We start from the raw sequence: 24,363 nt of genomic DNA, 5'->3' as shown, positions 1-24,363 counted from the left end.
TCGTCATGTCGGGCATCCGCCGCCAGCGACTACCGTGGAGCCATGGCGATCCACCGGCTCAACCACGCCGTACTCTTCGTTCGCGACCTCGCCCGCAGCGTCGCCTTCTACCGGGACGTCCTCGGCTTCCGGCAGGTGCCGATGACCCCGGAGGGCTTCGACGGCGCCGCCTTCCTCCAGGCGCCCGGTTCCACCAACGACCACGACCTCGGCCTGTTCGAGGTGGGTGCCGCGGCCGGCCCGTCCGGTGCCGGCCGGACCACGGTCGGGCTCTACCACCTCGCCTGGGAGGTGGACACCCTCGACGAGCTGTCGGCGATCGCCGGCCGGCTCTCCGAGGCGGGCGCGTTGGCCGGCAGCTCCGACCACGGCAGTACCAAGAGCCTCTACGGCAAGGACCCGGACGGGCTGGAGTTCGAGGTGGTCTGGCTGGTCCCGGCCGACCGGCTCGACGAGCAGACCCTCGCCGCGCGCCGCCGGATCTCGCGGCTCGACCTCGACCGGGAGAAGCAGCGGTACGGCGGGCAGACCCGGGGCGGCGTCGGCGTATCCGTCCCATCCTGATCGGCATCGGTCGGCGGCGGCCAGGGTGGAACGACGGCCGAGGTGACACGGGCGGGCCGGGCAGGGTACAACCGCAGCATGTCCACCGACCCGATCGGCGCCGTCAAGCGGGAACTGCTGGTACGCCAGCTCGACTCCTGGGTGCCGGCCGCGCTGCACCGGGCCCGGCGGGCCACCTTCGCGCAGGCGTACCCCGGAGCGGACGGTGGTGCCGCGGACGCCGCGCTGCGGGTCTTCGGCGAGTTCGCCGACCTGCTGCGCGGGCGGCGGATGACGGCGCTGACGCTCGGCCGGGCCGGTGACCAGGACCTCGCGGCTCGGCACGCGGCGGCCCAGTCGGAGCTGCCCGCCGGGCTGGCCGCGCACCTGATGCCGGGCGGTGTCGACCGGTTGCCGGTGGCGCTGCGCGCGGCCGCCGCGAACGGCGCTCCGGTCTTCGCCTACCTGGACGGCACCGGCGGTCCGGAGCCCGGCGCGGAGGTCCTCACAGCGGTCGCCGGTGGCCGTCCCGCCGAGCTGCTGCTGGTACTCGATCCGCCGGTCTGGTCCGGGGCGGACCACCGGCGCCGGCTGGCCGGGGCCGGGCTGCCGCTGGTGACCGAGGTGGAGCTGGTCGCCGACGCCCGGGCCGAGGTGCTGGTCTTCGCCACCGCCGCCGGCAAGCGGCTGGACGCCTTCAAGAACGCGCTCTGGGCGGCGGACGAGTACGCCGGGGTGCGCTACCGGGATCCCGGCGACCCGGAGGGGCACCTGCTGGACATCTCGCTGAGCCCGCATCCGGGGCCGCTGCGGCGGGAACTCCTGGCCCGGCTTGCGTCGGTCGGCGCCGCGTCCGTCACCGAGCTGCGCCAGTTCACCGCCGAGCGGACCGTCTACCGTGCGGCGGACACCAACCGGGTGCTCACCGCGTTACTGGCCGCCGGGCTGGTGAGCCGGGAGCCCGAGGCGGGCCGGCTCGGCGGCGACGTGACCATCACCGCCACACCGCCAGGCTGAGAACGCAACAGGGACGCCGACGGCCTCGCCGGCATCCCTGTCCGTCACCGCTTCCTCAGGACCGTGACTTGTCCTGCTTCCAGGACAGCGGGCCGGGCAGGTCGACCCGGTGCGCGCGGGCCCGGGAGTTCCACGACCAGCGACCGATCCTGATACTCCAGGACGAGAAACCGTTCTCGGTGAAGTTGAGGATCAACGGACCGATCTTCTTGCGCTTACGGAACATCAGACCCACGGCCATGCTCCCTTCGGGACAACTGCTCTCTTCCGGGGGTTGCCAGGAAGTTCCCTTCACGGGTGTCCGGCAAACGTGCGCCGGCACCGGTGGCGGCTGCCGACGTTCCGCAAGGGACGGTTCGGGACGGCCGGTGCCGCCCGGCCCTCAGCGCGGCTGCCAGGCGTCCGGCCGGGTGGTCAGCTTGCGTACGTGCGCCGGCATCCGGCCGCTGATCAGCTCGGCGAGACTCACCTCGTCGACCACGTCCCGTACCGCCGCCCGGACGGCCACCCAGAGCCGGGGCAGGTTCTCGGCCGCGCCGTCGTACCGGGTCTGCTCGGGGCGCAGCCCGCGGATGCCGGCGAGGGGACCGTCCACGGCACGCAGGATCATGCCGACGGTCACCTCCCGGGGCGACCGGGCCAGGGTGTAGCCGCCCTCCGCACCCCGCTGGGCCTTGACGACCCCGGCCCGGCGCAGGTCGGCGAGGACCGCCTCCAGGAACTTCCGGGGCAGGTCCTGCTCGGCGGCGAGCGCCTGGGCGGACACCAGCGCCGGGTACGCCGCCGCGAGACCGAGTCCGGCCCGTACCGCGTAGTCACCGCGCGCCGAGATCTGCACGCCTCCATCATCCACCGTCGCGGTGGCCGGCCGGCGGCGGGCCGATGACGGGTGGCGAGGCCGGTGCGGGTGGCGGAGGCGGGTCAGCCCTGGACGGCGGGGATCCGGCCGGGCAGGCCGGCCCGGAAGGCGCCGGGACTGCGTCCGACCTCCCGCTGGAAGAACCGGCCGAAGTTGGTCGGCTCCGGAAAGCCGAGCCGGCGGCCGACCTCGGCCACCGACAGGTCGGTGGCGGCGAGCAGCCGCCGGGCCTCCAGCGCCACCCGCTCGTCGATCACCTGCTTGGCGCTGCGGCCGGTGGCGGCCAGACAGGCCCGGGTCAGGGTACGCACCGAGCAGTCCAGCCGGCCGGCGTAGTCCTCGACCCGCCGGGTCTGCCCGTACGAGCGCTCGACCTCGTGCCGCAGCCGCCAGAAGGTGCCGGTCGGGTCCGTACCGTCCGGGCCGCCGTTGCGGGTGTGTGGAGGGGCCGGCACCGCAGCGGGGTCGGCCGGGTCGCGCGGCAGCAGGGCCAGCCGCAGCAGCAGTACGGCGAGCTGGTGCCGCAGCAGGTCGGTGGCGAGGGCGCCGCCCCGGTGCCGCTGGCAGTCCACCACCAGTTGACTGACCTCGTTGATCACCGCGTCCTCGTCCTCACCAGCGAGCTGCCAGAAGCCGGCGGCGAACGGCGGGCCGATCGGCGAGACGTCCAGATCGCGCATGGTCTGCGGGGTCCAGCAGACCAGCACCGCGTCGAGTCCGCCCTGCCCGCCGTGCTGGACGACCTGCCCGGGCCGCACCCAGAGCAGCGATCCCGGCCGGCACGGGTACGTCCGGAAGTCGATTTCCTGGGTGCCGTGTCCGACGGTGACCAGGATGAGCAGGTGCCGGTCGACCAGCAGCGGTCCTTGCCGGGACGGATCGACGAAGTAGTCGCGCAGGGTGAGGGTGCGGATACCGGCCCAGCCGGGCTGGGCCGGCACCGCGCCCGGATCACCGGGGAGCTGACCGAATCGGACCATCACCTGCGACGTTAGCCGCCGCCGGCCCGCCGCGCACCCCTCGGGCAGCCCGGGTCCGGAACCCGACCGCGCCGCCAACCGGGCAGGTGGCGGCGGTGGCCAAGCCGACGGATGAGGCCGGGGGCGGACAGCCAGACATCGACGTACGACGTTGACCGTGGAGTCGGCCGATCGGTAGCCTGTCCCCGGTCCGGGCTACGACCACCGCGCGGGTCAGCGACGGGTGCACGCGAGACATACCGAACCCCGCCACGTCCGTCCCGTCGGGCCGGACAGCCGAGCAGTTCCGGAGATCCCGCATGCGTCGTAGATCCCTCCTGCCCATCGCCGTCAGCGCGACGCTCGTCGCCGCCGGTGCGGCCGTCGTCGTCGCCCCGCCCCCGGCGCTCGCCGAGCCCGGCCCGGCCCTCGAGGTCGACGTCGCCGCCGACCGGCACCCGATCAGCCCGCACATCTACGGGATGAACTTCGCCGACGAGGCGCTGGCCGCGGAGCTGGCCCTGCCGGTACGCCGCTGGGGCGGCAACGCCACCACCCGGTACCACTACCGCTACGACACCACCAACCGCGCCTCGGACTGGTTCTTCGAGAACATCGCCGAGGAGAACGCCGACCCCGAGGCGCTGCCGGACGGTTCGTCCACGGACCGCTTCGTCGAGCAGGACCGGCGTACCGGCACCGACAGTGTGCTGACGGTGCCGCTGATCGGGTGGGCGCCGAAGGCCCGGGACGGCTCGTGCGGCTTCTCGGTCGCCAAGTACGGGCCGCAGGAGCGTACCGACGAGTGGCGTCCGGACTGCGGCAACGGCGTGCGGCCGGACGGCTCCCTGGTGACCGGGAACGACCCGCACGACACCAGTGTGCAGGTCGGCCCGGAGTACGTCCGGGACTGGCTGCGGCACCTCACCGCCAAGTACGGCACGGCCGCCGAGGGCGGGGTGAAGTTCTACAACCTCGACAACGAGCCGGACATCTGGCACTCCACCCACCGGGACGTGCACCCGACCGGGGCGAACTCGGCGGAGCTGCGCGACCAGGCGTATGCGATCGGTGCGGCGGTCAAGGAGGTGGACCCGTCGGCGGCGACGCTCGGCCCGGTGGGCTGGGGCTGGACCTCCTGGGACTACTCCGGACTCGACCAGGAGGTGTGCGGGCGCACCGGGTGCTGGGCGGACCCGCCGGACCGGCCGGCCCGGGACGGGCTGCCCTTCGCCACCTGGTACCTCCAGCAGATGCGCGACTACGAGGAGCGGCACGGGCAGCGGGTGCTGGACTACTTCGACATGCACTTCTATCCGCAGGCCGCCGGGGTGGCGTTCGGCAATGGCAACGACCCGGCCACCAACGCGCTGCGGCTGCGTTCCACCCGGGCGCTCTGGGACCCGACCTACACCGACGAGAGCTGGATCAACACCCCGGTCCGGCTGGTGCCCCGGATGAAGGAGCTGGTGGCGGCGAACTATCCGGGGACGAGGACGGCGGTCACCGAGTACAACTGGGGGGCGCTGGACCACGTCAACGGGGCGCTGGCCCAGGCCGACGTACTCGGGATCTTCGGTCGGGAGGGGTTGGACCTGGCCACCCTCTGGGCGCCGCCGGCCGCGACCCAGCCGGGCGCGTACGCCTTCCGGATGTACCGCAACTACGACGGCGCCGGCGGCCGGTTCGGTGACCTCGGGGTCCGGGCGACCTCCGCGGACTCCGAGCAGCTCTCGGTGTACGCGGCCGAGCGCGGCTCGGACGGCGCGCTGACCGTGATGGTGGTGAACAAGAGCGGGGTGGAGCGGAGCAGTTCGCTGTCGCTGCGCGGCCGGACCGCCCCGAGCACCCAGGTCTACCGGTACGGCGCCGGCAACCTCGGCGCGATCGTCCGGGAGGCGGACCAGCGGATCCTGGTGCCGCCGCCGGTGGCCGGCGCGCCGAACGGCATCCTGTCGCACACCTTCCCGGCCGACTCGGTGACTCTCTTCGTGATCAGCGCACCGAGCACCCCGCCGCCGCTGACGGTGCGGCACCGCAACCTGGACCGGTCGGTCACGAACGCCCGGATCCACCCGGCGATCGAGCTGGACAACCCCGGCTCGGTACCGGTCGACCTGTCCCGGGTGACCGTGCGGTACTGGTTCACCCGGGACGGCGGTCGCGGCGCGGTGCAGGCGGCCTGCGTGCGGGCCACCACCGGGTGCGCCAACCTCACCCAGTGGCTGGTGGCGTTGCCGAGACCCCGGCGCGGCGCGGACGGCTACCTGGAGGTCGGGTTCACCCGCGGTGCGGGGACGTTGCCGGCGGCCGGGCAGAGTGGCCCGATCGAGGTGCGGCTGACCAAGGCGGACGGGTCCCGGTTCGTCGAGACCGACGACCACAGTTGGCGTCCGGCGGCACCGGGCTACGCGGCCAGCACCCGGATCACCGTCTACCTGGACGGGGTACGGATCGCCGGGACCGAGCCGTGATCGCCGAGACCGAGCCGTAGTGGAGTCGTACCGGCCGGAGTTGTCCGGCCGGTACGGTCAGGACTAACTTACCGCACAGTAAGCCAAGCCGGTCGGTCCGTATCCCGGCGCCGATCGACCTACAACCTTCAGAGGTGTGCATGCCAGGTCTGTTCTCGGTCGAGGGCAAGGCGGTGCTGGTCACCGGTGGCACCCGGGGGATCGGTCTGATGATCGCCCGGGGATTTGTCGAGGCGGGCGCCCAGGTGATCATCTCGTCCCGCAAGGCGGACGTCTGTGCCGAGGTCGCCGAGCAGCTTTCCGGATTCGGTCGCTGCGAGGCGATCCCGGCGGACATTTCCAGCGCGGCCGGGGCGGCTCGGCTCGCCGAGCAGATCCTGCAACGGGTGCCGGCCCTGGACGTACTGGTCAACAACGCCGGTGCGACCTGGGGGGCACCGCTGGAGGCGTACCCGGAGAGCGCCTTCGACAAGCTCTGGGCGGTGAACGTCAAGGCGGTCTTCCAGTTGACCACCGCCCTGCTGCCCGCCTTGCGCGCCTCGGCCAGCGCCGACGACCCGGCCCGGGTGATCAACATCGGCTCGATCGACGGGATCCGGGTGCCGTGGATGGAGGTGTACGCCTACTCGGCCACCAAGGCGGCGGTGCACATGCTGACCCGGAGCCTGGCCCATCAGCTCGCCCCGGAGCACATCACCGTGAACGCGATCGCCCCCGGCCCGTTCGAGAGCAAGATGATGGCGTTCGCGCTGGACGACCCGGCGACCCGGGCGACGATCGAGCACCAGGTGCCGCTCGGCCGGATCGGCCGGCCCGACGACATGGCCGGGGCGGCGATCTACCTCGCCTCGCGGGCCGGCGCATACCTCACCGGAGCGGTCATACCGGTCGACGGCGGAATCACCACGCACGGCTGACCAGACCCGACGTCGGGCATCCCAGACCCCGATCTCGGGAATCGCGAACCGCGCAGACGCCGCGCGGACCTCGGCAGGGTCCGCGCGGCGTGGCGTTCCAGCGGCGTGACGTGCCCCGCGCTCGCAGTCGCGGGAAACGCTCAGCGACCGGCCAGGAGCCGGTTGACCGCCGTATCGACGTCGAGGTGGTCTCCTTCCCGGCCCCGGGGGACCACCACGTACGTCCGGCGCAGGAACCTGACCAGGACGCTACGTGGCACCTCGAACAGTGCGTTACCGTCCGGTGATGAGAGCGCGAGCGCGACGAAGTCGCCCCGGGGTGTGGCCCAGGGCCAGACCCGGACGTCGCCGATCCCGGCCGGCTCGTCGAGGCCGGTGACGAGCAGCTCCCGGGCGAAGGACCAGCTGACCGCTTCGCCACCGGCGGATTCCGCATGGAACAGGACATGGACCGCATACGGGTCGGCTGGGTCGTAGCGCAGGCTGGCACGCACGGGCAGAGCCGTGGCGTCAGGTGCAACGAGCCTTAACGACGTCTCGACCTCGACCGTGGTCGGTCGGATGACACTCATGGACGTTCTCCCCCCGGCACCGCTGCGGGACGTATGTGTCCCGCCTTTCCCATCCTCAGGTGCTACTCATGGTTACGCTCCGCCATACGCTGATATCACCCAGTAGTGGGAAGAGGCTTCCTAGCCGCCGATCGAAATCGAATCTTTATGTAGGATGTCCAGTTCTGCCCAGGTACTCGATCCCACCCGACGCCGGATGGTTCAGCCGTCGACTCACTCCGGTAACGTCCAGTCGTCCTGTTGAGTGACGGGCCGGGCCACACTGGGGGTTGAAATGGCTACGAATCCATCCTCAATGGAGAAAGCGGCTCTGCCGAGCGCGGCGAGCGTGAACGGGGCTGGCGCCGGGGTCCGCTCCGGCGTCGCGGGGGCGGTCGAAGAGCGGAGGTACGACGTGCCCGACGACGAGCGCGTCCCACGGGGGGATCGGTCCGGACCTGCGACGGAGTCACCCACGGGTGCCGGCGCGGAAGTGCCGCTCGAGCCGTTCGTGACGCAGAACCGGCGGCAACGGGTACGCCGGACGCTGGAGATCATCCGAGCCAATCCGACCGGTCGGATCGCGTTGAAGGTGTTCGTGGCGGTCGCCGGTGCGATCGTCGTCACACTCGGTCTCGCGTTGATTCCGCTCCCGGGGCCCGGTTGGCTGATCGTCATCGGCGGCCTGGGTATCTGGGCGGTGGAGTTCCACTGGGCCAAACGGCTGCTCAACTTCACCCGCCGGCACGTACAGAGCTGGGCGCGTTGGGTACGTGAACAGTCCCTCCTGGTCCGGATCGTCCTCGGTTCGGTCGGGCTGGTGTTCGTGGCGGTGGTGGTCTGGCTGTCGGTACGGGCCAGTCTCGGCATCGACCTGATCGCCAGGTTCATGCACTACATCGCGACGCACTGACCCCGAAGTCGCGCGGACTCCGGTCGATCAGGTACAGTCGTCCGCGCTGAGGGCGATTAGCTCAGCGGGAGAGCGCTTCGTTCACACCGAAGAGGTCACTGGTTCGATCCCAGTATCGCCCACCACAGTTGGCAGCGCGCGAACCGCGTTTCTGCTGTCCAGAAGGGCTGGTCCGTCGAGGACCAGCCCTTCTGTGTTGCCAGCGAGGGGCAGCTTGAAGATCGGGCGGACGGCGTCGTCGGCGATGATCATGATTTCCTTGATGCGGGCTTCGCGCATGGCCTTGCGGGCGGTGGGGACGCCGTCCGCGATGATCTCTCTGATCTGCTCGCGGATCTTGGTCTGGTCGGCCGGTGTGAGGGTCTGAGGTGGCTCGTCGAGCTCGAATTTCAGTGTGCCTTTCGGTGGCCGCGCTGTTTGGACTGGTCTTTGAGCGTGGTCAGTCGGTCGCGGACGTGGGTGTCCTCGTCGTCGAGGGTGCCTTTCTCGAAGGCGACGAGGTACCGGTCGATGGTGGCGCTGTGTCTTTCTGTGCTCGGGTGATGGCGGTCAGTTCGTTGCGTTGGCCTGAGTTGTCGGCGGCGTGCTGGGCCTGAAACTCGGTGATGGCTTGTTCGATGAGGTCGCCACGGTGGGTGTAGAAATCCAGCAGCGCGGTGATGATCGCGTCGTGGGCGTCGGGGACGGTGATGTCTCGGAAGTTCTTTTCGCCGAGGTAGATCCGGTTCGTCAGGAGCAGGGTAACGGTGTGTTGTGACCATGGCTTACCGGTGTGGGTTCGCAGGCCCTGCTCGGTGCGGATGCCGGCGATGGCGTTCGTGCCGCGCCGGTCCCGCAGGTAGAGGTCGAAGATGCGCCCGACGGTGCCGGCCTCGACCCCACTGTCCTCGTGGACGGCAGCACGCCGCACGTGTTCATCGCGGCACCAACGGCGGTCTTTGCCTGAAGACCTATACACCGGACCGCTGGCAAGGCTGGGACAACCTCGGCGGCAGCATCTGCTAGGTGTACTGACCAGGCACCTTGGTTGAGATTGTGTGACGACACGACGTAGCTGAACTGGACGAGGGCTGGCCAGTCGCCCGGGCGGCCGTGAAGAGGCTCCGAGCCCCGGCGCAGTCTGTGGGTGGGCGGTGAGGTCCAGGCGGCGGACCGCGCCCGGCCGTCGGCGCCCCCGCTTCCGCTCGTGGCTCGGCCGCGTGCGCGGGGTGGCAGGTCGTGGAGTGTCGGCGTAGCGGCCATCACCGCGCGGTCTGTGCGGAAAATGTGCGGTTCCGTACTCATCCTGGTGCTGCACGCACATACGACTCGCGCTCGGCGGGGGCGCGAACGGTGGAACGCGGATGAGGAGCGGAGGCCGCGATGACGCCTCGATTCGGTGCCGCCGGTTGGTCGGCGGCTCTCTTGGCGGTGCTCGTTCTGGGGTCGGCCGTGCCGGCCGGCTCGGCAGCCTGGCCCGCGTCGGCACACGCTGCTCTGTCCCCGACGTCGGCCGCGCAGGTGGTACCCGGCCGGGTGGGCGGGACCGAGGCGGTCCGGGCGGCCGAGGCCGCGCGGCGGACTGGTGTTCCCGTCGAGATCGTGGGCGAACGGACTGAGACAGCGAGGGTGTTCGCGAACCCGTCCGGGACCCGCACCCTCGAGCAATACGTCATGCCGGTACGGGCCCAGCGCGACGGCAAGTGGGTCCCGATCGACACCCGGCTGGTCCGCGACGCGGTCGGCGGGGTGTCGCCGGCAGCGACCCCCATCGGGCTGCGACTGTCCGGTGGCGGCTCCGGCCCGCTGGTGACCGCCGAGCAGGACGGTGCCGAGCTGGCGTTGACCTGGCCGGCGCCGTTGCCGGCGCCGGTCCTCGACGGCGACACGGCGACCTACCCCGGCGTGCTGCCGGGGGTGGACTTGCAGGTCCGGGTCAGCGCGGTGGGCTTTTCCCAGTTCCTCGTCGTCAAGAACGCGGCCGCGGCGGCGAATCCGGCGCTGCGCCGGGTCCGCTTCGGCACCAGCACCCGGAAGCTGACCCTGCGGGCGGGGGCGGACGGCAGCAGCGTGGCCGTGGACGCCACCGGCCGTGCCGTGTTCGCCGCCGGCCCGCCGCTGATGTGGGACAGCACTCCGAAGCCGCCTGCGGCGGCCGGCGCTCCCCGGAGCGCGTCGGCGGATGCGCAGAGCGGCCAGGGTGACGAGGGTGGGCCGGCGCCGGGGCGGCAGCGGGTGATGGGCCTGGAGGTCAACCCCGGTGAACTGGTGGTGATCCCGGACCAGGAGATGCTTACCGACCCGGACACCCGGTACCCGGTCTACATCGACCCGTCGTACAGCGCGGCCCAGTACCGGTGGACCCTGGTCAACGCCGACGATGCGGGCGAGTCGTACTGGACCGACCCCCATTACCGCGAGGACGTCCGGGTCGGTACGGTGTGGAACACCACCGATGGCCCGTGGCGGACGCTCTTCCAGGTGAACGTCGCCAGGGTGGCCAGGGCGACGGTTAACCGCGCTTGGTTCTCGATCTCCATGACGCACACCGGGGTCTGCGCCGAAACCGCGGTCGAGCTGTGGCACACCAAGCTGATCGACCCGGCCACGCCGGTGACCTGGAACAACAGCGCGGGGCACTGGCTCGGCGGGGCGGCGCTGGACACCCGCAAGGGCAAGGCCAACAAATCGGCCTGCGCCCAGCCGCCGATGCTGATGGAGTTCGGCCTGAACCCCGACACGGTCACCCCGGTCGTGCAGGAGGCGGTGCGGGGGGTGAACGGCCCGCAGGAGGCGATCGGCTTCGGGCTGAAGATCAACAAGGATGTCGAGGGCAAGGGAGATTACTGGAAGCGGTTCAACCAGTCCACCGCGCGCCTCAACATCGAGTACAACACTCCGCCGGAGAGTCCGACGAGTGTCTCCACCGTGCCGCCGACGCCGTGTGGCACCGCCGCGGCGCCGACCGCGCTGAGCACCACGACCCCGACCTTCACCGCGGTCGGCTACGACCCGAACAGCGACAACGTCACCAACGAGCTGGAGATCCTCTCCGGCGAGACGGTCCTGACCAGCCTCTCCTCGGGCACGGTCGGCTCGGGCAGCGTGGTGCGCTGGCCGCCGGTCCCGTTCGGAGCGCTCCCGACCGATCAGCCCGGTGCCGTCTTCAGCTACCGAGCCCGTACCACCGACTCCGGGCTGACCGGCCCGTACAGTGCGCGCTGCTGGTTCAGAGTGGACACGAGTCGGCCATCGCCGCCCGCGCTGACCTCGACGGACTATCCCGGCCCGACCCCGGTGAGGTCGGTCGGCGAGGTCGGCACGATCACCTTCGCCCCGAGCGGCGGGGAGACGGACGTCGCCGGCTACCGGTACGGGTTCAGCCAGGACGTCACGACCATGTGGGTGGCCGCCGGGCCGGACGGCCGGGCCACCGTACCGGTGACGCTCTGGCCGCAGCTCGCCACCGACACCGGTGACGTCCGCCGGACTCTCTACGCGCGGGCGGTCGACCGGGCCGGAAACAGCAGTGGGCTCAACTCCGGATACCAACTTGTGGCCCGGGGCCGTACGGTAAGCGATCCGGCGATCTCCGCGGACGTCAACGGGGACCGGCGCGCCGACGTGACCACGCTGGTGGACCACGGGCACGGACAGACTGCGGTGTGGAACCTGGTTTCCGCCCCGGCCGGCTTCCATCCCGGGTACGTCGCCTGGGACACCGGTGTTTCCGGCGGGTTCCCGGCCGACCTGGTGCGGAGCGTGGTCGGCGACTTCGACGGGAACGGGCGCACCGACGTGGCCATCTTCCGCGAGGACGCCGACCGGATCGTGCGGCTGTTTCTGCTGCCCGCCGACGGGAACCGGTTTTCCGCGGTGAGCGAGCCGGTGTGGACCGGCGACATGTTCCGGCTCAGCCACCTGAAGGTGGCCGCCGGGGACTTCGACGCGGACGGCGACGACGACATCGCCGCGCTCCAGGGCCTGGCCAACGGCCAGCTCAAGCTCTGGGCGTTTCTCTCCACCGGGACCGGTTTCGCCGCCCCCGCGTTGAGCTGGGACAGCGGCGCCACCGGTGCCGGGGTCGCCGGTGCCAACCTGGTCGCCGCCGACGTCGACGCGGACGGCGACGACGACGTCGTGGACATGCACGACATGGGGACGGCCCAGACACACATGCGGATCCACCACGCCGCCGCCGGGGTGTTCGGCGGTCCGGTGACGCGCTGGGACAGCGGGGCCGGTGGGTTCGACGCCCGGCGGGCCCGGTTCGTCGCGGGGGACGTCGACGGTGACGCCGCCCGCCGTGCCGAGGTGGTCGCGCTCTACGACGACGGCAACGCCACCGCACGGCTGGTGACCTTCAAGGGCGACGGCGCCGTCTGGACGCCGACCACCCGGTGGAGCAGCGGCGCGGGCGGATTCGACGCCAGCCGCGGCACCCTGGCCGCCGGCGACTTCGACGCCGACGGCCGCACCGACATCGCCTCGCTGTACGACACCGGTGCCGGCAAGCGCCGTCTCTACACTTTTGTCTCGACCGGCAGCGGGTTCGCCGACAAGCGCGCCGACTGGGAGGGGTACGTCAGCGAGGCCAGGCCGACCGTGCACGTCGACCCGAACCGGCGGTACCGGATCCATCCAGTGCACAGCAACAAGTGCTTCGACGTACCGGGCGGGAGCACCGCGAACGACGTGGTCCTGGACCAGTGGGACTGCGTGGCCACGGCGACCTGGGAGACGTTCCGGTTCGAACGGGTCGGCGGCTCGCCGTATTTCCACATCCGGACCGCGGCCGACAAGTGCCTCGATATCGGCCTGTACAGCCTGCTGGACAACGCGAAGACGCTCCAGTACGTGTGCCATGACGTCGGTGCGGCAAAACCCAACCAGCAGTTCCGGCTCGACCTGGTGGCGGGCGGCGGGTACGAGCCGGTGGTGCAGTTGCGGGTCGTGCACAGCGACAAGTGCCTCAAGGTCAGCGGTGCGAGCCTCGCCAACGGCGCGCAAGTTGTGCAGGCTCCGTGCGCGGCCGTACCGCCGGACGACCAACGGTTCGCGCTCCGCTTGGAGCCGTGACGACGGATACCTCGGCCGGCAGCTCCCTGTGCGTTTTCTGTGCTGCCGAAACGACATGATGACGGCTAGCTAGGCATCGAGGCGGACCGATCGATGTGCCGCTGACCAGGGGAGGAATCGTGGACCACGTGGTGCGTCGCCCGGTAGGGCTGACCTTGGCGGCGGTGATGGCGGCGACGGTAGTGTGCGGTATCCCGGAACGGGCGGCAGCCGCACCGGCGGATGACCTCTCGCTCGCCAGGGAGCGCTCGGCGGCCGTCCGGCCGGTGTCGGTACCGGAAGCCAAGCCGGGCCTTGACGAGGAGTTGGCGCTGCGGGGTACCCCTGCGGTCTCCTGGCCCACGCCGGGTAAGGCGGAGGTCAGCCTGGCCACAGCCGGCGCCGCGGTCAGCGCGGACGCCGCCGGCAACGCGCGTGTTCGGGCGGGAAAGCTGCCGGTGTCGGTTGGCGCGGGCAAGACCACCGCCGCCCGTTCGGCAACACCCGGCCGGGTACGGGTCGAGATGCTGCCACGGCGCGCGGACGGTTTGCTGCTACGGGTGAACCGCGCCGACGGCGTGGCAATCGCCGGCCAGGTCAACCTTGAGGTCGACTACTCCACCTTCCGGGACGCCTACGGTGGAGACTGGGCAACCCGGCTGCGGTTGATGGCCCTACCAGAGTGCGCGCTGTCCACACCAGACCTCCAAGAGTGCGCCGGTACGCCGATCGCCACCCGCAATGACGGCTCGGGCCGGCTGAGCGGCGATATCGAAGTGCAGGCCAAGAGCGGGTCCGGCTTGTTCGCGGTCATGGCCGCCGCGTCCTCCGGGGCCGGCGACTTCAAGGCCACCGGGCTGTCGCCCTCCTCCACCTGGTCGGTCGGCACCTCCTCCGGCGACTTCAACTGGCGCTACCCGATGGAGACCGTGCCGGGCCTCGGCGGGCCGCAGCCGACCATGGATCTCGGCTACTCCAGCGGCGGCGTCGACGGCCGGACCTCGTCGACGAACAACCAGCCGTCGTGGGTCGGGGAAGGGTTCGCGTTCGACCCGGGAGGCTACATCGAGCGGCGGTACAAGTCGTGTGGTGAGGACACCACCGGCGGCAACAACAGCGGACGCAAGACCGGCGACCTGTGCTGGGCGACCGACGGCGGGCGTGCCCGAAGTTTCGACAACGCGGTCATGGCGCTCAACGGGCGCGGCGGTGAGCTGATTCGTGACGACGCCACCGGGCAGTGGAAGTCGCGCGTCGACGACGGGACCAAAGTGGAGCTGTTGACCGACGGCGACAACGGCGACGACAACGGGGAATACTGGCGGATCACCACCCCGGACGGCACCCAGTACTACTTCGGCAAGCACAAGCCGACCGGCTGGGCGCTGAACAACGAGGTCACCAACTCCGTCTGGACGGTACCGGTCTTCGGCAACCATTCCGGCGAGCCATGCTACAAGTCCACATTCGACACCTCGTACTGCCAGCAGGCGTGGCGGTGGAACCTCGACTACGTCGTGGACCGCAATGGCAACACCATGAGCCTGTTCTACGGGACCGAGAAGAACAACTATGCCCGCAACATAACCGCGACCAAGGTGTCGACCTACACCCGGGGCGGCTGGCTGAAGCGAATCGACTACGGGCAACGCGACGGCGAGGTCTACTCGAAGCAGGCGGTCGGCCGCGTGCTGTTCACCGAGGCGGACCGGTGCATCCCCGGCACCACCTGCACCGCTTCGTCGCCGGCGAACTGGCCGGACGTACCGTGGGACCAGGGGTGCACGAGCACCACAAGCTGCACCAACAAATACAACCCGACGTTCTGGACCCAAAAGCGCCTGGCCGCCGTGACGACCCAGGTCTGGGGCGGCACTTCCTACCGCAACGTCGACTCGTGGACGCTGACCCACTCGTACCCGAGCCCCGGCGACGGCACCCGGGCCGGAATGTGGCTGGCCTCGATCCAGCACAAGGGCCTCGTCGGCGGCGAGGCGAGCCTGCCACCGATCACCTTCGACCCGATCCAGTTGCCCAACCGGGTGGACGGCGTCGACGGCATCCCGCCGATGAACTGGCTACGCGTCAACAGGATCCAACTCGACTCCGGCGGCGAGATCACGATCGCCTACTCGCCGAAGGAGTGCGCCGTACCCGGCAACCTGCCGGCGCCCGACTCGAACACCAAGCGCTGTCACCCGACCCGATGGACGCCGGACGGGCAGAGCACCGATCGCCTTGACTGGTTCAACAAGTACGTGGTCACGGAGGTGACCGAGGTCGATCGCACCACCGGCCTGCCGCCGGTGGTGACGAGGATCGAGTACCCGAGCACACCGGCCTGGCGGTTCGACGAGGCCGACGGCATGGTGCCGGACAACAAGAAGAGCTGGTCGCAGTGGCGCGGGTACGACCGGGTCCGGGTCCACAAGGGCCCGGTGGGCGGCCCGCGGTCCCTCACCGAGTCGCTGTACTTCCGCGGCATGGACGGCGACCGGACCGCGTCCGGCGGGAAGAAGGAGGTCTGGATCACCGACTCGGCCGGCACCCGGCTGCGCGACTCCGACCAGTTCGCCAACGTCGCGCGGGAGAACATCAAGTACACCACCGGCGGCGCGGTGCACGAGAAGGAGATCACCGACCCGTGGCTGTCCGGGGCTACGGCCACCCGAACCCGGAGCTGGGGTACGACCCAGGCATTCCGGGTCGAGGAGGGCAAGGTCCGGCAGAGCGAGGCCAACGGCTCGGGCGGCTGGCAGAACACGGGCGCGGAGAACGTCTACGACGCCGAAGGCACGGTGCTGCGCTCCAACGACCTCAACGATGTCTCGAACCCGGACGACGACACCTGCACCCGCTACTCGTACACGAGGAACGAGTCGGTATGGATCATCAACCTGCCGTACCGCATCGAGACCGTCGCGGTGAACTGTGACCGTGCCCCCGCGTACCCGGACGACCTCATCTCCGACGTCCGGCACTACTACGACGGCAGCACAACGCTCGGTGCGCCGCCGGTGCGCGGCGAGATCACCCGGACCGAAGAGCTGACAGGGTGGCGGAACGGGGCACCGACCTACGTGACGACGAGGCGGGCGAGCTACGACGTGTACGGTCGCGAGATCGAGGCGTACGACGTCAGGGGCGCCCGGACGACGACGGCCTACACCCCGGCCACCGGTGGCCCGGTTACCCAGATCGATGTCACCAACGCGCTCGGGCACCGCGCCCGCACCATGTACGACCCGGCCTGGGGCGAGGAAACCGCCGTCCTTGACGCGAACGACCGGCGGACCGAGCTGCGCTACGACCCGCTGGGCAGGCTGGTCAAGGTGTGGCTGCCGGGCCGGGCGACCACCCAGACGCCCAGCGCGGAGTACAGCTACCTGGTGCGGACCACCGGCGCCAACGCGGTGGCCTCGCGGACGCTGCAACCCAACGGCGACTACGAAACCGAGTACGAGCTCTATGACGGGCTGATGCGGCCACGGCAGACACAGGAGCCCGCACCCGGCGGCGGCCGCATCCTCAGCGACAAGTTCTACGACTCGCGTGGCCTCGTGACGAAGGAGAACGGGCCGTACTACAACGACGCGCCACCGGGTTCCGACGTGGTCATCGCGGACGAGAACACCATGCCGGCGCAGCTACGCACCGTCTTCGACGAGAACGAGCGCCCGACGAACATCATGTTCATGGTCGACGGATTGGAGAAGTGGCGCACCACGCACACCTACGGCGTCAACCGGCACGATGTCGATCCGCCCGACGGGGAGGCGCCGACGACACGCATCACGGACGTGGAAGGCAACCTGATCGAGCTGCGCCAGTACCACGGCGCTTCGCCGAGCGGCACGTACGACGCGACGAAGTACACGTACACCAACCGCGGCCAACTCGCCACGGTTACCGACCCGGCCGGAAACGTCTGGCGGTACAGCTACGATCTGCGCGGCCTCCGGATCCGCACTGAGGAGCCGGACCGCGGCGCCACCGACTACACCTACAACGATGCCGGGGACGTCGTCGCGACACGGGACGCGCGCGGCATCACCCTCGCGCACGCCTACGACATCCTCGGCCGGCAAACGGCGTCCTTCGAGGGATCGCTGAGCGGCACGAAGCTGACCAGCCGGACCTACGACGCGCTCCCCGACGGCACACCGGCCCGCGGCAGTCAGATCGCCGCGACTCGGTACGTCGGCACCAGCGCCTACGTCTCCGAGGTCACCGGGTTCGACGACGCCGGCCGGCCGACCGGGACGCGGATCACCATCCCGGCAAGCGAACGGGCGCTGGCCGGTAAATACGAGTTCAGCCAGACCTACAAAGTGGACGGCTCGTTGGACACGATCGGGTTGCCGGCCGGCGGTGGGCTTCCCGCCGAGCAGCTCAGGAGCGGGTACGACGTCCTCGGGCAAGCGGTCACGCTCAGCGGGGCGAGCAGCTACGTCACCGCCACCGATTACACCCAGTTCGGTGAGCTACGCCAGATGACGCTCTCGGCCGGGGGATCGACCACTCGGCTCGGCTACGAGTACGAGTACGGCACCCACCGGCTGACCCGGGCCGTGGTCTCCCGCGACACAGCGCCGCAACGCGTGGCCGACCTCGTCTACGCCTACGACCCGGCCGGCAACATCACGTCGATCGCCGATCAGGCCGAGGACGCCGAGGAGACCCAGTGCTTCCGGTACGACTACCTGCGACGGCTTTCCGAGGCGTGGACACCGACCTCGGGTGACTGCCAAGCGGCGCCAGCGGCGGGCGCGCTCGGTGGCCCGGCGCCGTACTGGCACTCGTGGACGTTCGACAAGGCCGGCAACCGGCTCTCGGAGACCCGTACCGTCCTGGGTGGCGCTCGGACCACGACGGCGTACAACTATCCGGCCGCAGGCCAGGCCAGGCCGCACGCGGTAAACCGAGTGACCACGACCGGACCCGACGGCGCGGCGCAGGTCGAGGAGTTCGGCTACGACGCCGCTGGGAACATGGCAAGCCGGCGCAAGGGAACCGGCGAGCAGAGTCTCAGCTGGGATGCGGAAGGCCACGTCAGCAGCATCACCAAGGCCGGCGTCACCACGAGCTTCCTCTACGACGCCGGGGGTAACCGGCTGATCCGGCGCGATGCCAACGGCACCACGCTCTACCTCGGCGATACCGAGCTGCGCCTGGCGCCCAACGGCACGGTGACCGGCACGCGGTACTACAGTTTCGCCGGCCGTACCATCGCGGTTCGCACCTCGGCCGACAACGCGCTGAACTGGCTCGCGCTCGACCATCACGGGACGCCGGAGATCAGCATCGACGCGAGTAGCCAGAACGTGAAGCGCCGCAGGCACACCCCGTACGGCGAGCTCCGCGGCGCGGCTGTGGCGTTGCCCGGGGAGAAGGCATTCGTCGGTGGCACCGCCGATCCCGGCACCGGCCTGGTCCATCTCGGCGCCCGCGAATACGATCCGGCGCTCGGCCGGTTCATCTCGGTCGACCCGGTGATCGACCACGGCGAGCCGCAACAGGTCAACGGTTACACCTACGCCAACAACAACCCGGTCACCTACGCCGACCCAGACGGTGATCGGTGGGTCATCAGCACCCGCCACGTCAAGAAGATGAAAGTCCGGACCGTGACGGAGAAGAAGCCCTACTGGCAAAGGTTCTGGGTGGCCGTGACGACCTGGGAGCCCGTGAGATGGGTCACCAAGATCCCGCTCATCGGCAGCCTCGTCAAGTGGGGCTGGAAACAAGTCACGAAGATGGTGGAGCAGGTCAGGCAACTCTGGCGCACGATCCGAAAAACCATCACGGAATGGGTCACGCAGGTCCAGCGGATAAAAACCTGGGTCAAGGACGAGGTCAAGAAGGCGTGGAAGAAGGTAACCCCGCACATCAACCGGATAAAGAAACGAGCCGGGAACATCGCCCGCGGGGCCGGCCGGCTGGTCAAATCGACCGGCAGGGGCCTTGCCGCCGCGGGGAAGTGGGCGGGGAACCAGATGAAGCCGGGCGCCAACGGTTGGAAGATTCTCAAAATGGGTCTGGCCATCGGAGCGTTTCTTCCCTTCTGCTCTGCTATCTGCGCCATAGGCGCGGCTGCGATGACCGCCTATGACATGGGCGACGCCGCCAGGCAGGGGAAGTGGAAAACCGCTGGCTGGGAGGCGGCCGGTTTGGCGACGTTCGGCCTTGGCCGGGTGGCGCAGGCCGGGATGAACTCGGCCCGTGTCGCGCAGTCGGCGGCCCGCGCCATGCCGTCCGGCGCGGCCGGCCGGGTCGACATGCTCACGAGGGCCAACGCCACGATCGCCAACGGCGAGCGGACGGAAGCGAGTCTCGGCGGCACCGACGCCGCACTGTTTCTTAAGGACGCCGTATCCTTCGGCATCGAAAAGGGGTTCGGGGACGCAGGGCAAAAGTTCGTCAGCATGGATCCCGACAAGGAGTAGGTCCGCACCTGGATAAGATCAGCGCCGCGTCTCGCGGCGCTGATCTTCGTTGTGCCCCCTGAAGGCTCTCCAGGGCCGGTTTCACATTCCTTGCCGTTCAACCTGGACCGCGCGGCGCGTACGCACCGCGACCGACCTTGCGGTCCGTCGGACCGTAAGGGGAGGGTTGAAAAAGGTTCAGTTGGCAGTACGCGAACCGCGTTCTGCTGCCCGAAAGCGCTGGTCCGGCGAGGGCGCCCGCCGGACCACGCGCACCGGGCGGCGCTGGACCGCTGATTCACGCACTGCCGCCGCGGCCTTGAGGCGATGCTGGCCAGGGGTGTTTTCGATCCAACCTTCGGTCGACACCAGCCGGAACTCCGAGATGCACCTGACGCGGTGGTCCAGGGTGAGATAACGGAGGGTGGACCACCACGCCGGCTAGCCGAGAGGCCAGACAACCATGACCGACGCAACCGCACTCGTCACCGTCTTCGCGGAGCGCGACGCCGAAACCCTCGGCCTCACCGTCCGGGTGCTCGCGGACGGACGGATCCAGATCGTCACCGGGGACCGCGAGTGGACACTGCACCGGGACGACTCGTACACCATCGCCTCCACAGTCATGTCGGCGATGGAGGGCTCACGATGACCGACGACTGCTCGTAAGGTTCCGGAACACACTCCGCGAGGTCGAGGCGGATGCGCTCCGCAACGCGCTGAGGTGTGTTTGGGGGGCAGCCACCCGGGCCGAGGCTGACCGCCCGTTGGGTCGCGTGGCCAGGAAGGCGGCGCTGCGCGTCGAGGTTGCGAGCGAGAGCCCGACAGGGCCGAGGAGGAAGGCGGCCATGGATACCTCCACGTGCGCTGTTCGACATCACGTTCGCCGCCGGCCTGAACAAGCAGCTCTATCCGGATCTGGGACGGGCCGGCAGGGCTATTGCGTTGTCGGGTTGCTCCGGGTCACGGCGCCGATGAGGTCGTGTGAGCGATGGACCCTCAATCGACTACGCAACAGCCCTGACCGTGCCGGACATGTTGCTGACCCGACCCACGGCGTCGAAGTCGACGCGCAGGGTGGATCCGTCGGAGTGGTGCGCGGTCACCGACGCGGGCGCCTGGTCCAGGCGCCACGACTGCTGGTGCAGGAACGACTCCACGGCAATGCGGTGGTCCACCGGGAAGCCCTGAAGGACCTGGCCCAGAACGGTCAGCACACGCTCCGGCCGGACAGGCGCGGTGATCTGCGGCGGGGCGTCGTCGAGGTGAAAGAAGACCGCGCCGCCGGGGTACGGGCCGCGGAAGTAACACCGGCCGGTCAGGCCGGAGGCCAGCATGGCGAGGCGGTGACCGTCTGCACGCTGAAGCGCGAACGTGGGCTCGGTGAGCTCGGCAACTCCCTGGCGGTGGCCGTACTCGCGCAGCCAGCCGCACAAATGCAGCAGCGCCGGCGGGAGGTCGCTCGCCTCGTTGGCCCATGCCCACAGCCAGCTGCCGTCGTCGTGGCTCTCAGTGCCGAGTAGCTGGATGTGGTACCGCAGGTCGTTCCCGAAGGCCACGGTGCCACTGGTTACGTCGAGTTGCCAGTCACGCTCGCCGATCAGCTCGCTCAGCGCCATTTGGCGGGCGAGCCCGGTCGCGACATGCTCGGCGAAGAGTCGATCAAACGTCAGCATCGCTGCAGTGTGCCAGACCGCAAGGTGAGGCGTGCCTCCGCATGCGGCGCGGATCCCGGGACAGCTACGCAGGCGTCACCTCGTTGTCGCCGCAGGCTAGTTGAGATGCGAGTGGAAGCATCAACCGGAACAGGACCAGTAGTCGGTGTGCTCGCCACCGCGCCAGCCCCAGGGCTGTGGCGTAGTCGGTTGTGGGGCGGCCGGCGCAGCGTGCCCTGTCGGTGGACGGCGGGCTCGGCGACGCCCCGGAGGGCTTCATCCGGCAGCGACACGCGACCGACGAGCTGCTCGCGCTTGCGCTGTGCGAGCCGGGCGGCGCAGGTACCACTCGGCCACGGCAAGGTTGATCAGCCAACCGGCGAGCACCAGCCCGGCCCGGATGTTCCCGTCGGGCTGTTCGCCGGTCGCCGCGACGTACGGTGCGTGCGTGAACGCCTGCGTACCGGCGCCGAGGCCGATCGCGTAGCCGCGCGCCATCCACGCCCGGTGCCGGGTGAAGTCGCGGCGCAGCGCGGCGGCGAGGCCGAGCAGGATCGAGGCGGCCATGGCCGAGCCGAAGACGAGCCGCATGCCGGCGAGCACGTCGTTGTCGTGGGCCGGCAGGTCGTACGCGAACGTCATCCACAGGCCGGTGAGGGCGACCGTCAGTCCACAGGGAACGAGTAGCCGGCCGGCGACGCGGTGCCAGCGGTGGCGGCGCAGGCTGGGTACGAACTGGAAGGCACCGAGGATCGTGTAGACCACCGCGCCGACGATGTGCAGTACCACCGGCAGCGGGTCGGCGACGAAGCGGACGTTCGCCGGGGTGACCTCCGGGCCGGTGCTCAGCTCGGTCACCCGTGCCGCGCCGGCGATTATCGGTATCAGGGCCAGCAGGATCAACGCGGCCGGCAGCCGCCACTCACGCCTCGTCATGCCATCGATGGTGGCCGCCGCAGCCGCCCCGGCTCATCGGCACATGGGCCGCGATCGGGCCGGTCCTTGGTCGTACGCCGTCGTCGTACTTTCAGCGGTCGCCCCGCGCCCGGTTGCGGTTGGTCTCGTACGCCCACATCGCGATCTCGACCCGGTTACGCACGCCGAGCTTGGTCATCAGGCTGGTGATGTGTGACTTGACGGTGCTCAGCGTGATGTAGAGATCGCCGGCGATCTCCTTGTTGGTGCGCCCACGCGCGACCGCGACCAGCACCTGCTCCTCCCGGTCGGTGAGCGCCTCGATCGGCTGCTTCGGCGGCGCGGCGGGACCCGCGTCGGCGAACGCCTTCAACAGCCGCGTGGTGACGCTCGGTGCGATCAGCGCGTCCCCGTTGGCGGCCGCGTGCACGGCCTGGGTGAGCAGATCGGGGCCGGCCTCCTTGAGCAGGAAGCCGCGGGCGCCCGCGCGCAGTGCCGCGTACACGTAGTCGTCGAGATCGAAGGTCGTGATGACGACCACCGCGAGTGGCGCCGCGACCGATGGCCCGGCGAGCGCCCGGGTGGCCTCGATGCCGTCCATGCCGGGCATGCGGATGTCGAAGAGGCAGACGTCGGGGCGGAGCCGCCGGGCGAGCTCGACCGCATGGTGGCCGTCGCCGGCCTCGCCGACGACCTCGATGCCGGGCTGCGCGTTCAGGATCATGGTGAGGCCGGTGCGGACGATCTCCTGGTCGTCCGCGACGAGCACGCGCACCGTCACGCGCCAACCCCCGCGCGCGGGAGCACGGCCGTCACGGTCCACCCGCGGTCGGGGTTGGGGCCGGCCTCGCAGGTGCCGCCGAGCAGGTCGGCGCGTTCCATCATGCCCATCAGGCCGAACCCGGGCGAGCCGGGCGGGTGAGCGGCGCCGGTCTCGCCGTCGTCGCTGACCCGCAGGCGCACGGAGGTGTCGTCGGCCGCGACACTGACCTCGATGCGGGTGGCGTGCCGGGCGTGGCGGCGGGCGTTGGTGACCGACTCCTGGGCCAGGCGGAAGAGCGCGGAGCCGACCGTGGGCGGGAGGTTGTCAAGGTCGCCGCGGATCTCCACGTCGACGTCCGGCCCGGCGCGGAAGCGGCCGGCGAGCCGCTCGATGTCGGCGACCCGCGGACTGGGCGCCAGCTCGGCGGGCTGGTCGCGGCGCAGGACCCGGACCATCGCGCGCATCTCGGCGAGCGCGCGGGACGCCTCGGCCTCGATCACGCGGAGTGCCTCGACGGCGGCGCCCGGCTGGCTGGCCGAGGCGGCGATGCCGGCCTGGGCACGGATCGCCATCGCCGAGACGTGGTGGGCCACGGTGTCGTGCAGGTCGCGGGCGAGGCGCTCGCGCTCCAGGAGCTTGACCCGGTCGAGCTCGCGCAGCCGGGCGGCGGCGCGGAAGCGGACCGCGGCGCCGAGCGTGGCGGCGGCGAACATCACCGCGAAGCCGGCGACCACCTCACCGCCGCCGATCGAGCCGGTCATGCCGGCGGCGGCAACCTTGGCCGCCACGAACGCCGAACCGATCACGGCGTCCCGGCCGGAACCCCAGCGGATCAGCGCGTAGGACAGCAGGACGAGGAAGCTCGACGTGTACATGCGGCAGGCGTCGCCGGGCAGCACGAACGGGGCGACCGCCGTGAAGCCAAACGCGATCGCCACCATCGCGAGCGGCTGGGTGCGCCGCCACAGCAGCGTGGACAGCAGCGCGAGCGCGATGACGACGCAGCCCACCCGCCACGGCAGGTCGGGCCGGAGGATCCCCTCCAGCACGATCGCCGGCCCGAAGACGGCGATCAATGCCCAGTCGCGCCACACGCGGGCCGGGGCATGTGGGGCACGCGGCTCGACCAGCACGGCGCGCAGACGAGGGTGCACCGGACCATCGTACGAACGGTGGTGCGACTTCCAGATCAGCCCAAAGTACGACCGGTTCGTCCCACCGGAGTGCTTTCGGGTTGGGTGCTCCCGCGGCGGGCCCAGGAACGGACCCTTGCCAACCTGAACCGCGCGGCGTCACGCACCGCGTCTGACCTTGCGGTCCACCGCACCGCTAGGG

At 70.4% G+C, this 24,363-nt stretch carries 17 protein-coding genes and 1 tRNA gene; 9 read left to right on the top strand and 9 right to left on the bottom strand.

What is annotated here, in order from left to right:
* The first annotated feature begins 42 nt into the window (after positions 1–42).
* The gene (locus AAH979_RS29555) at positions 43–564 is read left to right on the top strand and encodes a VOC family protein (RefSeq protein ID WP_346261405.1); all 522 of its coding nucleotides are present in this window, start codon (positions 43–45) and stop codon (positions 562–564) included.
* A gap of 78 nt (positions 565–642) precedes the next feature.
* On the top strand, positions 643–1,560 hold the full coding sequence (locus AAH979_RS29550; RefSeq protein ID WP_346261404.1) for a hypothetical protein: 918 nt from the start codon (positions 643–645) through the stop codon (positions 1,558–1,560).
* Between the two features lie 55 nt (positions 1,561–1,615).
* Here AAH979_RS29550 and AAH979_RS29545 read toward each other — a convergent pair whose 3' ends face one another.
* The 3 genes from AAH979_RS29545 to AAH979_RS29535 all read right to left on the bottom strand — a co-directional run bounded on the left by AAH979_RS29545 (position 1,616) and on the right by AAH979_RS29535 (position 3,399).
* A complete protein-coding gene (locus tag AAH979_RS29545) occupies positions 1,616–1,795 on the bottom strand; it encodes a DUF4236 domain-containing protein (RefSeq protein WP_346261403.1) in 180 nt (59 codons plus the stop codon).
* Positions 1,796–1,942: 147 nt separating this feature from the next.
* Entirely contained in the window at positions 1,943–2,398 is a 456-nt protein-coding gene (locus AAH979_RS29540) for an Rrf2 family transcriptional regulator (RefSeq protein ID WP_346261402.1), read from the bottom strand.
* A gap of 83 nt (positions 2,399–2,481) precedes the next feature.
* Positions 2,482–3,399, bottom strand: a complete 918-nt coding sequence (locus tag AAH979_RS29535) for an AraC family transcriptional regulator (RefSeq protein WP_346261401.1) — start codon at positions 3,397–3,399, stop codon at positions 2,482–2,484.
* Positions 3,400–3,698: 299 nt separating this feature from the next.
* Here AAH979_RS29535 and AAH979_RS29530 point away from each other — a divergent pair, with 299 nt between their 5' ends.
* Together AAH979_RS29530 and AAH979_RS29525 are read left to right on the top strand one after the other, a co-directional pair.
* Complete coding sequence (locus tag AAH979_RS29530) at positions 3,699–5,852, top strand: glycoside hydrolase family 44 protein (RefSeq protein WP_346261400.1); 2,154 nt, start codon at positions 3,699–3,701, stop codon at positions 5,850–5,852.
* Positions 5,853–5,992: 140 nt separating this feature from the next.
* Complete coding sequence (locus AAH979_RS29525; RefSeq protein ID WP_346261466.1) at positions 5,993–6,769, top strand: glucose 1-dehydrogenase; 777 nt, start codon at positions 5,993–5,995, stop codon at positions 6,767–6,769.
* Between the two features lie 140 nt (positions 6,770–6,909).
* Here AAH979_RS29525 and AAH979_RS29520 read toward each other — a convergent pair whose 3' ends face one another.
* Positions 6,910–7,341 (bottom strand): SsgA family sporulation/cell division regulator, encoded by a 432-nt coding sequence (locus AAH979_RS29520; protein WP_101365276.1) that lies wholly within the window; start codon positions 7,339–7,341, stop codon positions 6,910–6,912.
* 328 nt (positions 7,342–7,669) lie between these two features.
* On the opposite strand from AAH979_RS29520, the gene AAH979_RS29515 reads away from it, so the two are divergent.
* Positions 7,670–8,233 carry a TIGR02611 family protein gene (locus tag AAH979_RS29515; protein WP_346261465.1) on the top strand — a complete coding sequence of 188 codons (564 nt, stop codon included), beginning with the start codon at positions 7,670–7,672 and terminating at the stop codon, positions 8,231–8,233.
* 50 nt (positions 8,234–8,283) lie between these two features.
* Positions 8,284–8,358 (top strand) — tRNA-Val (locus AAH979_RS29510).
* A 314-nt stretch (positions 8,359–8,672) separates the two neighbouring features.
* Here the strand turns inward: AAH979_RS29510 and AAH979_RS29505 are convergent.
* Positions 8,673–9,143, bottom strand: a complete 471-nt coding sequence (locus AAH979_RS29505; RefSeq protein WP_346261399.1) for a recombinase family protein — start codon at positions 9,141–9,143, stop codon at positions 8,673–8,675.
* A 743-nt stretch (positions 9,144–9,886) separates the two neighbouring features.
* Here AAH979_RS29505 and AAH979_RS29500 point away from each other — a divergent pair.
* The 3 genes from AAH979_RS29500 (at position 9,887) to AAH979_RS29490 (ending at position 20,347) form a co-directional block, all read left to right on the top strand.
* On the top strand, positions 9,887–13,291 hold the full coding sequence (locus AAH979_RS29500; RefSeq protein ID WP_346261398.1) for an RICIN domain-containing protein: 3,405 nt from the start codon (positions 9,887–9,889) through the stop codon (positions 13,289–13,291).
* Positions 13,292–13,410: 119 nt separating this feature from the next.
* The gene (locus tag AAH979_RS29495; protein ID WP_346261397.1) at positions 13,411–19,716 is read left to right on the top strand and encodes an RHS repeat-associated core domain-containing protein; all 6,306 of its coding nucleotides are present in this window, start codon (positions 13,411–13,413) and stop codon (positions 19,714–19,716) included.
* Positions 19,717–20,158: 442 nt separating this feature from the next.
* Positions 20,159–20,347, top strand: coding sequence for a hypothetical protein (locus tag AAH979_RS29490; protein WP_318402260.1), 189 nt, complete (start codon positions 20,159–20,161; stop codon positions 20,345–20,347).
* Positions 20,348–20,702: 355 nt separating this feature from the next.
* Here the strand turns inward: AAH979_RS29490 and AAH979_RS29485 are convergent, their stop codons facing one another.
* From AAH979_RS29485 to AAH979_RS29470, 4 genes are all read right to left on the bottom strand, one after another.
* Positions 20,703–21,371 carry a DUF6882 domain-containing protein gene (locus AAH979_RS29485; RefSeq protein WP_346261396.1) on the bottom strand — a complete coding sequence of 223 codons (669 nt, stop codon included), beginning with the start codon at positions 21,369–21,371 and terminating at the stop codon, positions 20,703–20,705.
* A gap of 255 nt (positions 21,372–21,626) precedes the next feature.
* A complete protein-coding gene (locus AAH979_RS29480; protein WP_346261395.1) occupies positions 21,627–22,286 on the bottom strand; it encodes a DUF2306 domain-containing protein in 660 nt (219 codons plus the stop codon).
* A 91-nt stretch (positions 22,287–22,377) separates the two neighbouring features.
* A complete protein-coding gene (locus tag AAH979_RS29475; RefSeq protein ID WP_346261394.1) occupies positions 22,378–23,046 on the bottom strand; it encodes a response regulator transcription factor in 669 nt (222 codons plus the stop codon).
* On the bottom strand, positions 23,043–24,182 hold the full coding sequence (locus AAH979_RS29470) for a sensor histidine kinase (RefSeq protein WP_346261393.1): 1,140 nt from the start codon (positions 24,180–24,182) through the stop codon (positions 23,043–23,045). Before AAH979_RS29470 ends, AAH979_RS29475 begins: the two co-directional genes overlap by 4 nt.
* Positions 24,183–24,363 lie beyond the last annotated feature (181 nt).

The organism is Plantactinospora sp. ZYX-F-223 (assembly GCF_039649625.1).
Taxonomy (GTDB): domain Bacteria; phylum Actinomycetota; class Actinomycetes; order Mycobacteriales; family Micromonosporaceae; genus Plantactinospora.
The sequence above is the reverse complement of the archived record's forward strand: the minus strand, read 5'-3'. Positions and strand labels throughout refer to the sequence as shown.

What these genes read in the sequence shown, in the direction of transcription:
- AAH979_RS29555 (WP_346261405.1), top strand. Translation starts at nt 43, where the DNA reads ATGGCGATCCACCGGCTCAACCACGCCGTACTCTTCGTTCGCGACCTC.
- AAH979_RS29550 (WP_346261404.1), top strand. Translation starts at nt 643, where the DNA reads ATGTCCACCGACCCGATCGGCGCCGTCAAGCGGGAACTGCTGGTACGC.
- AAH979_RS29535 (WP_346261401.1), bottom strand. Translation starts at nt 3,399, where the DNA reads ATGGTCCGATTCGGTCAGCTCCCCGGTGATCCGGGCGCGGTGCCGGCC.
- AAH979_RS29530 (WP_346261400.1), top strand. Translation starts at nt 3,699, where the DNA reads ATGCGTCGTAGATCCCTCCTGCCCATCGCCGTCAGCGCGACGCTCGTC.
- AAH979_RS29525 (WP_346261466.1), top strand. Translation starts at nt 5,993, where the DNA reads ATGCCAGGTCTGTTCTCGGTCGAGGGCAAGGCGGTGCTGGTCACCGGT.
- AAH979_RS29520 (WP_101365276.1), bottom strand. Translation starts at nt 7,341, where the DNA reads ATGAGTGTCATCCGACCGACCACGGTCGAGGTCGAGACGTCGTTAAGG.
- AAH979_RS29500 (WP_346261398.1), top strand. Translation starts at nt 9,887, where the DNA reads ATGCCGGTACGGGCCCAGCGCGACGGCAAGTGGGTCCCGATCGACACC.
- AAH979_RS29490 (WP_318402260.1), top strand. Translation starts at nt 20,159, where the DNA reads ATGACCGACGCAACCGCACTCGTCACCGTCTTCGCGGAGCGCGACGCC.
- AAH979_RS29485 (WP_346261396.1), bottom strand. Translation starts at nt 21,371, where the DNA reads ATGCTGACGTTTGATCGACTCTTCGCCGAGCATGTCGCGACCGGGCTC.
- AAH979_RS29480 (WP_346261395.1), bottom strand. Translation starts at nt 22,286, where the DNA reads ATGACGAGGCGTGAGTGGCGGCTGCCGGCCGCGTTGATCCTGCTGGCC.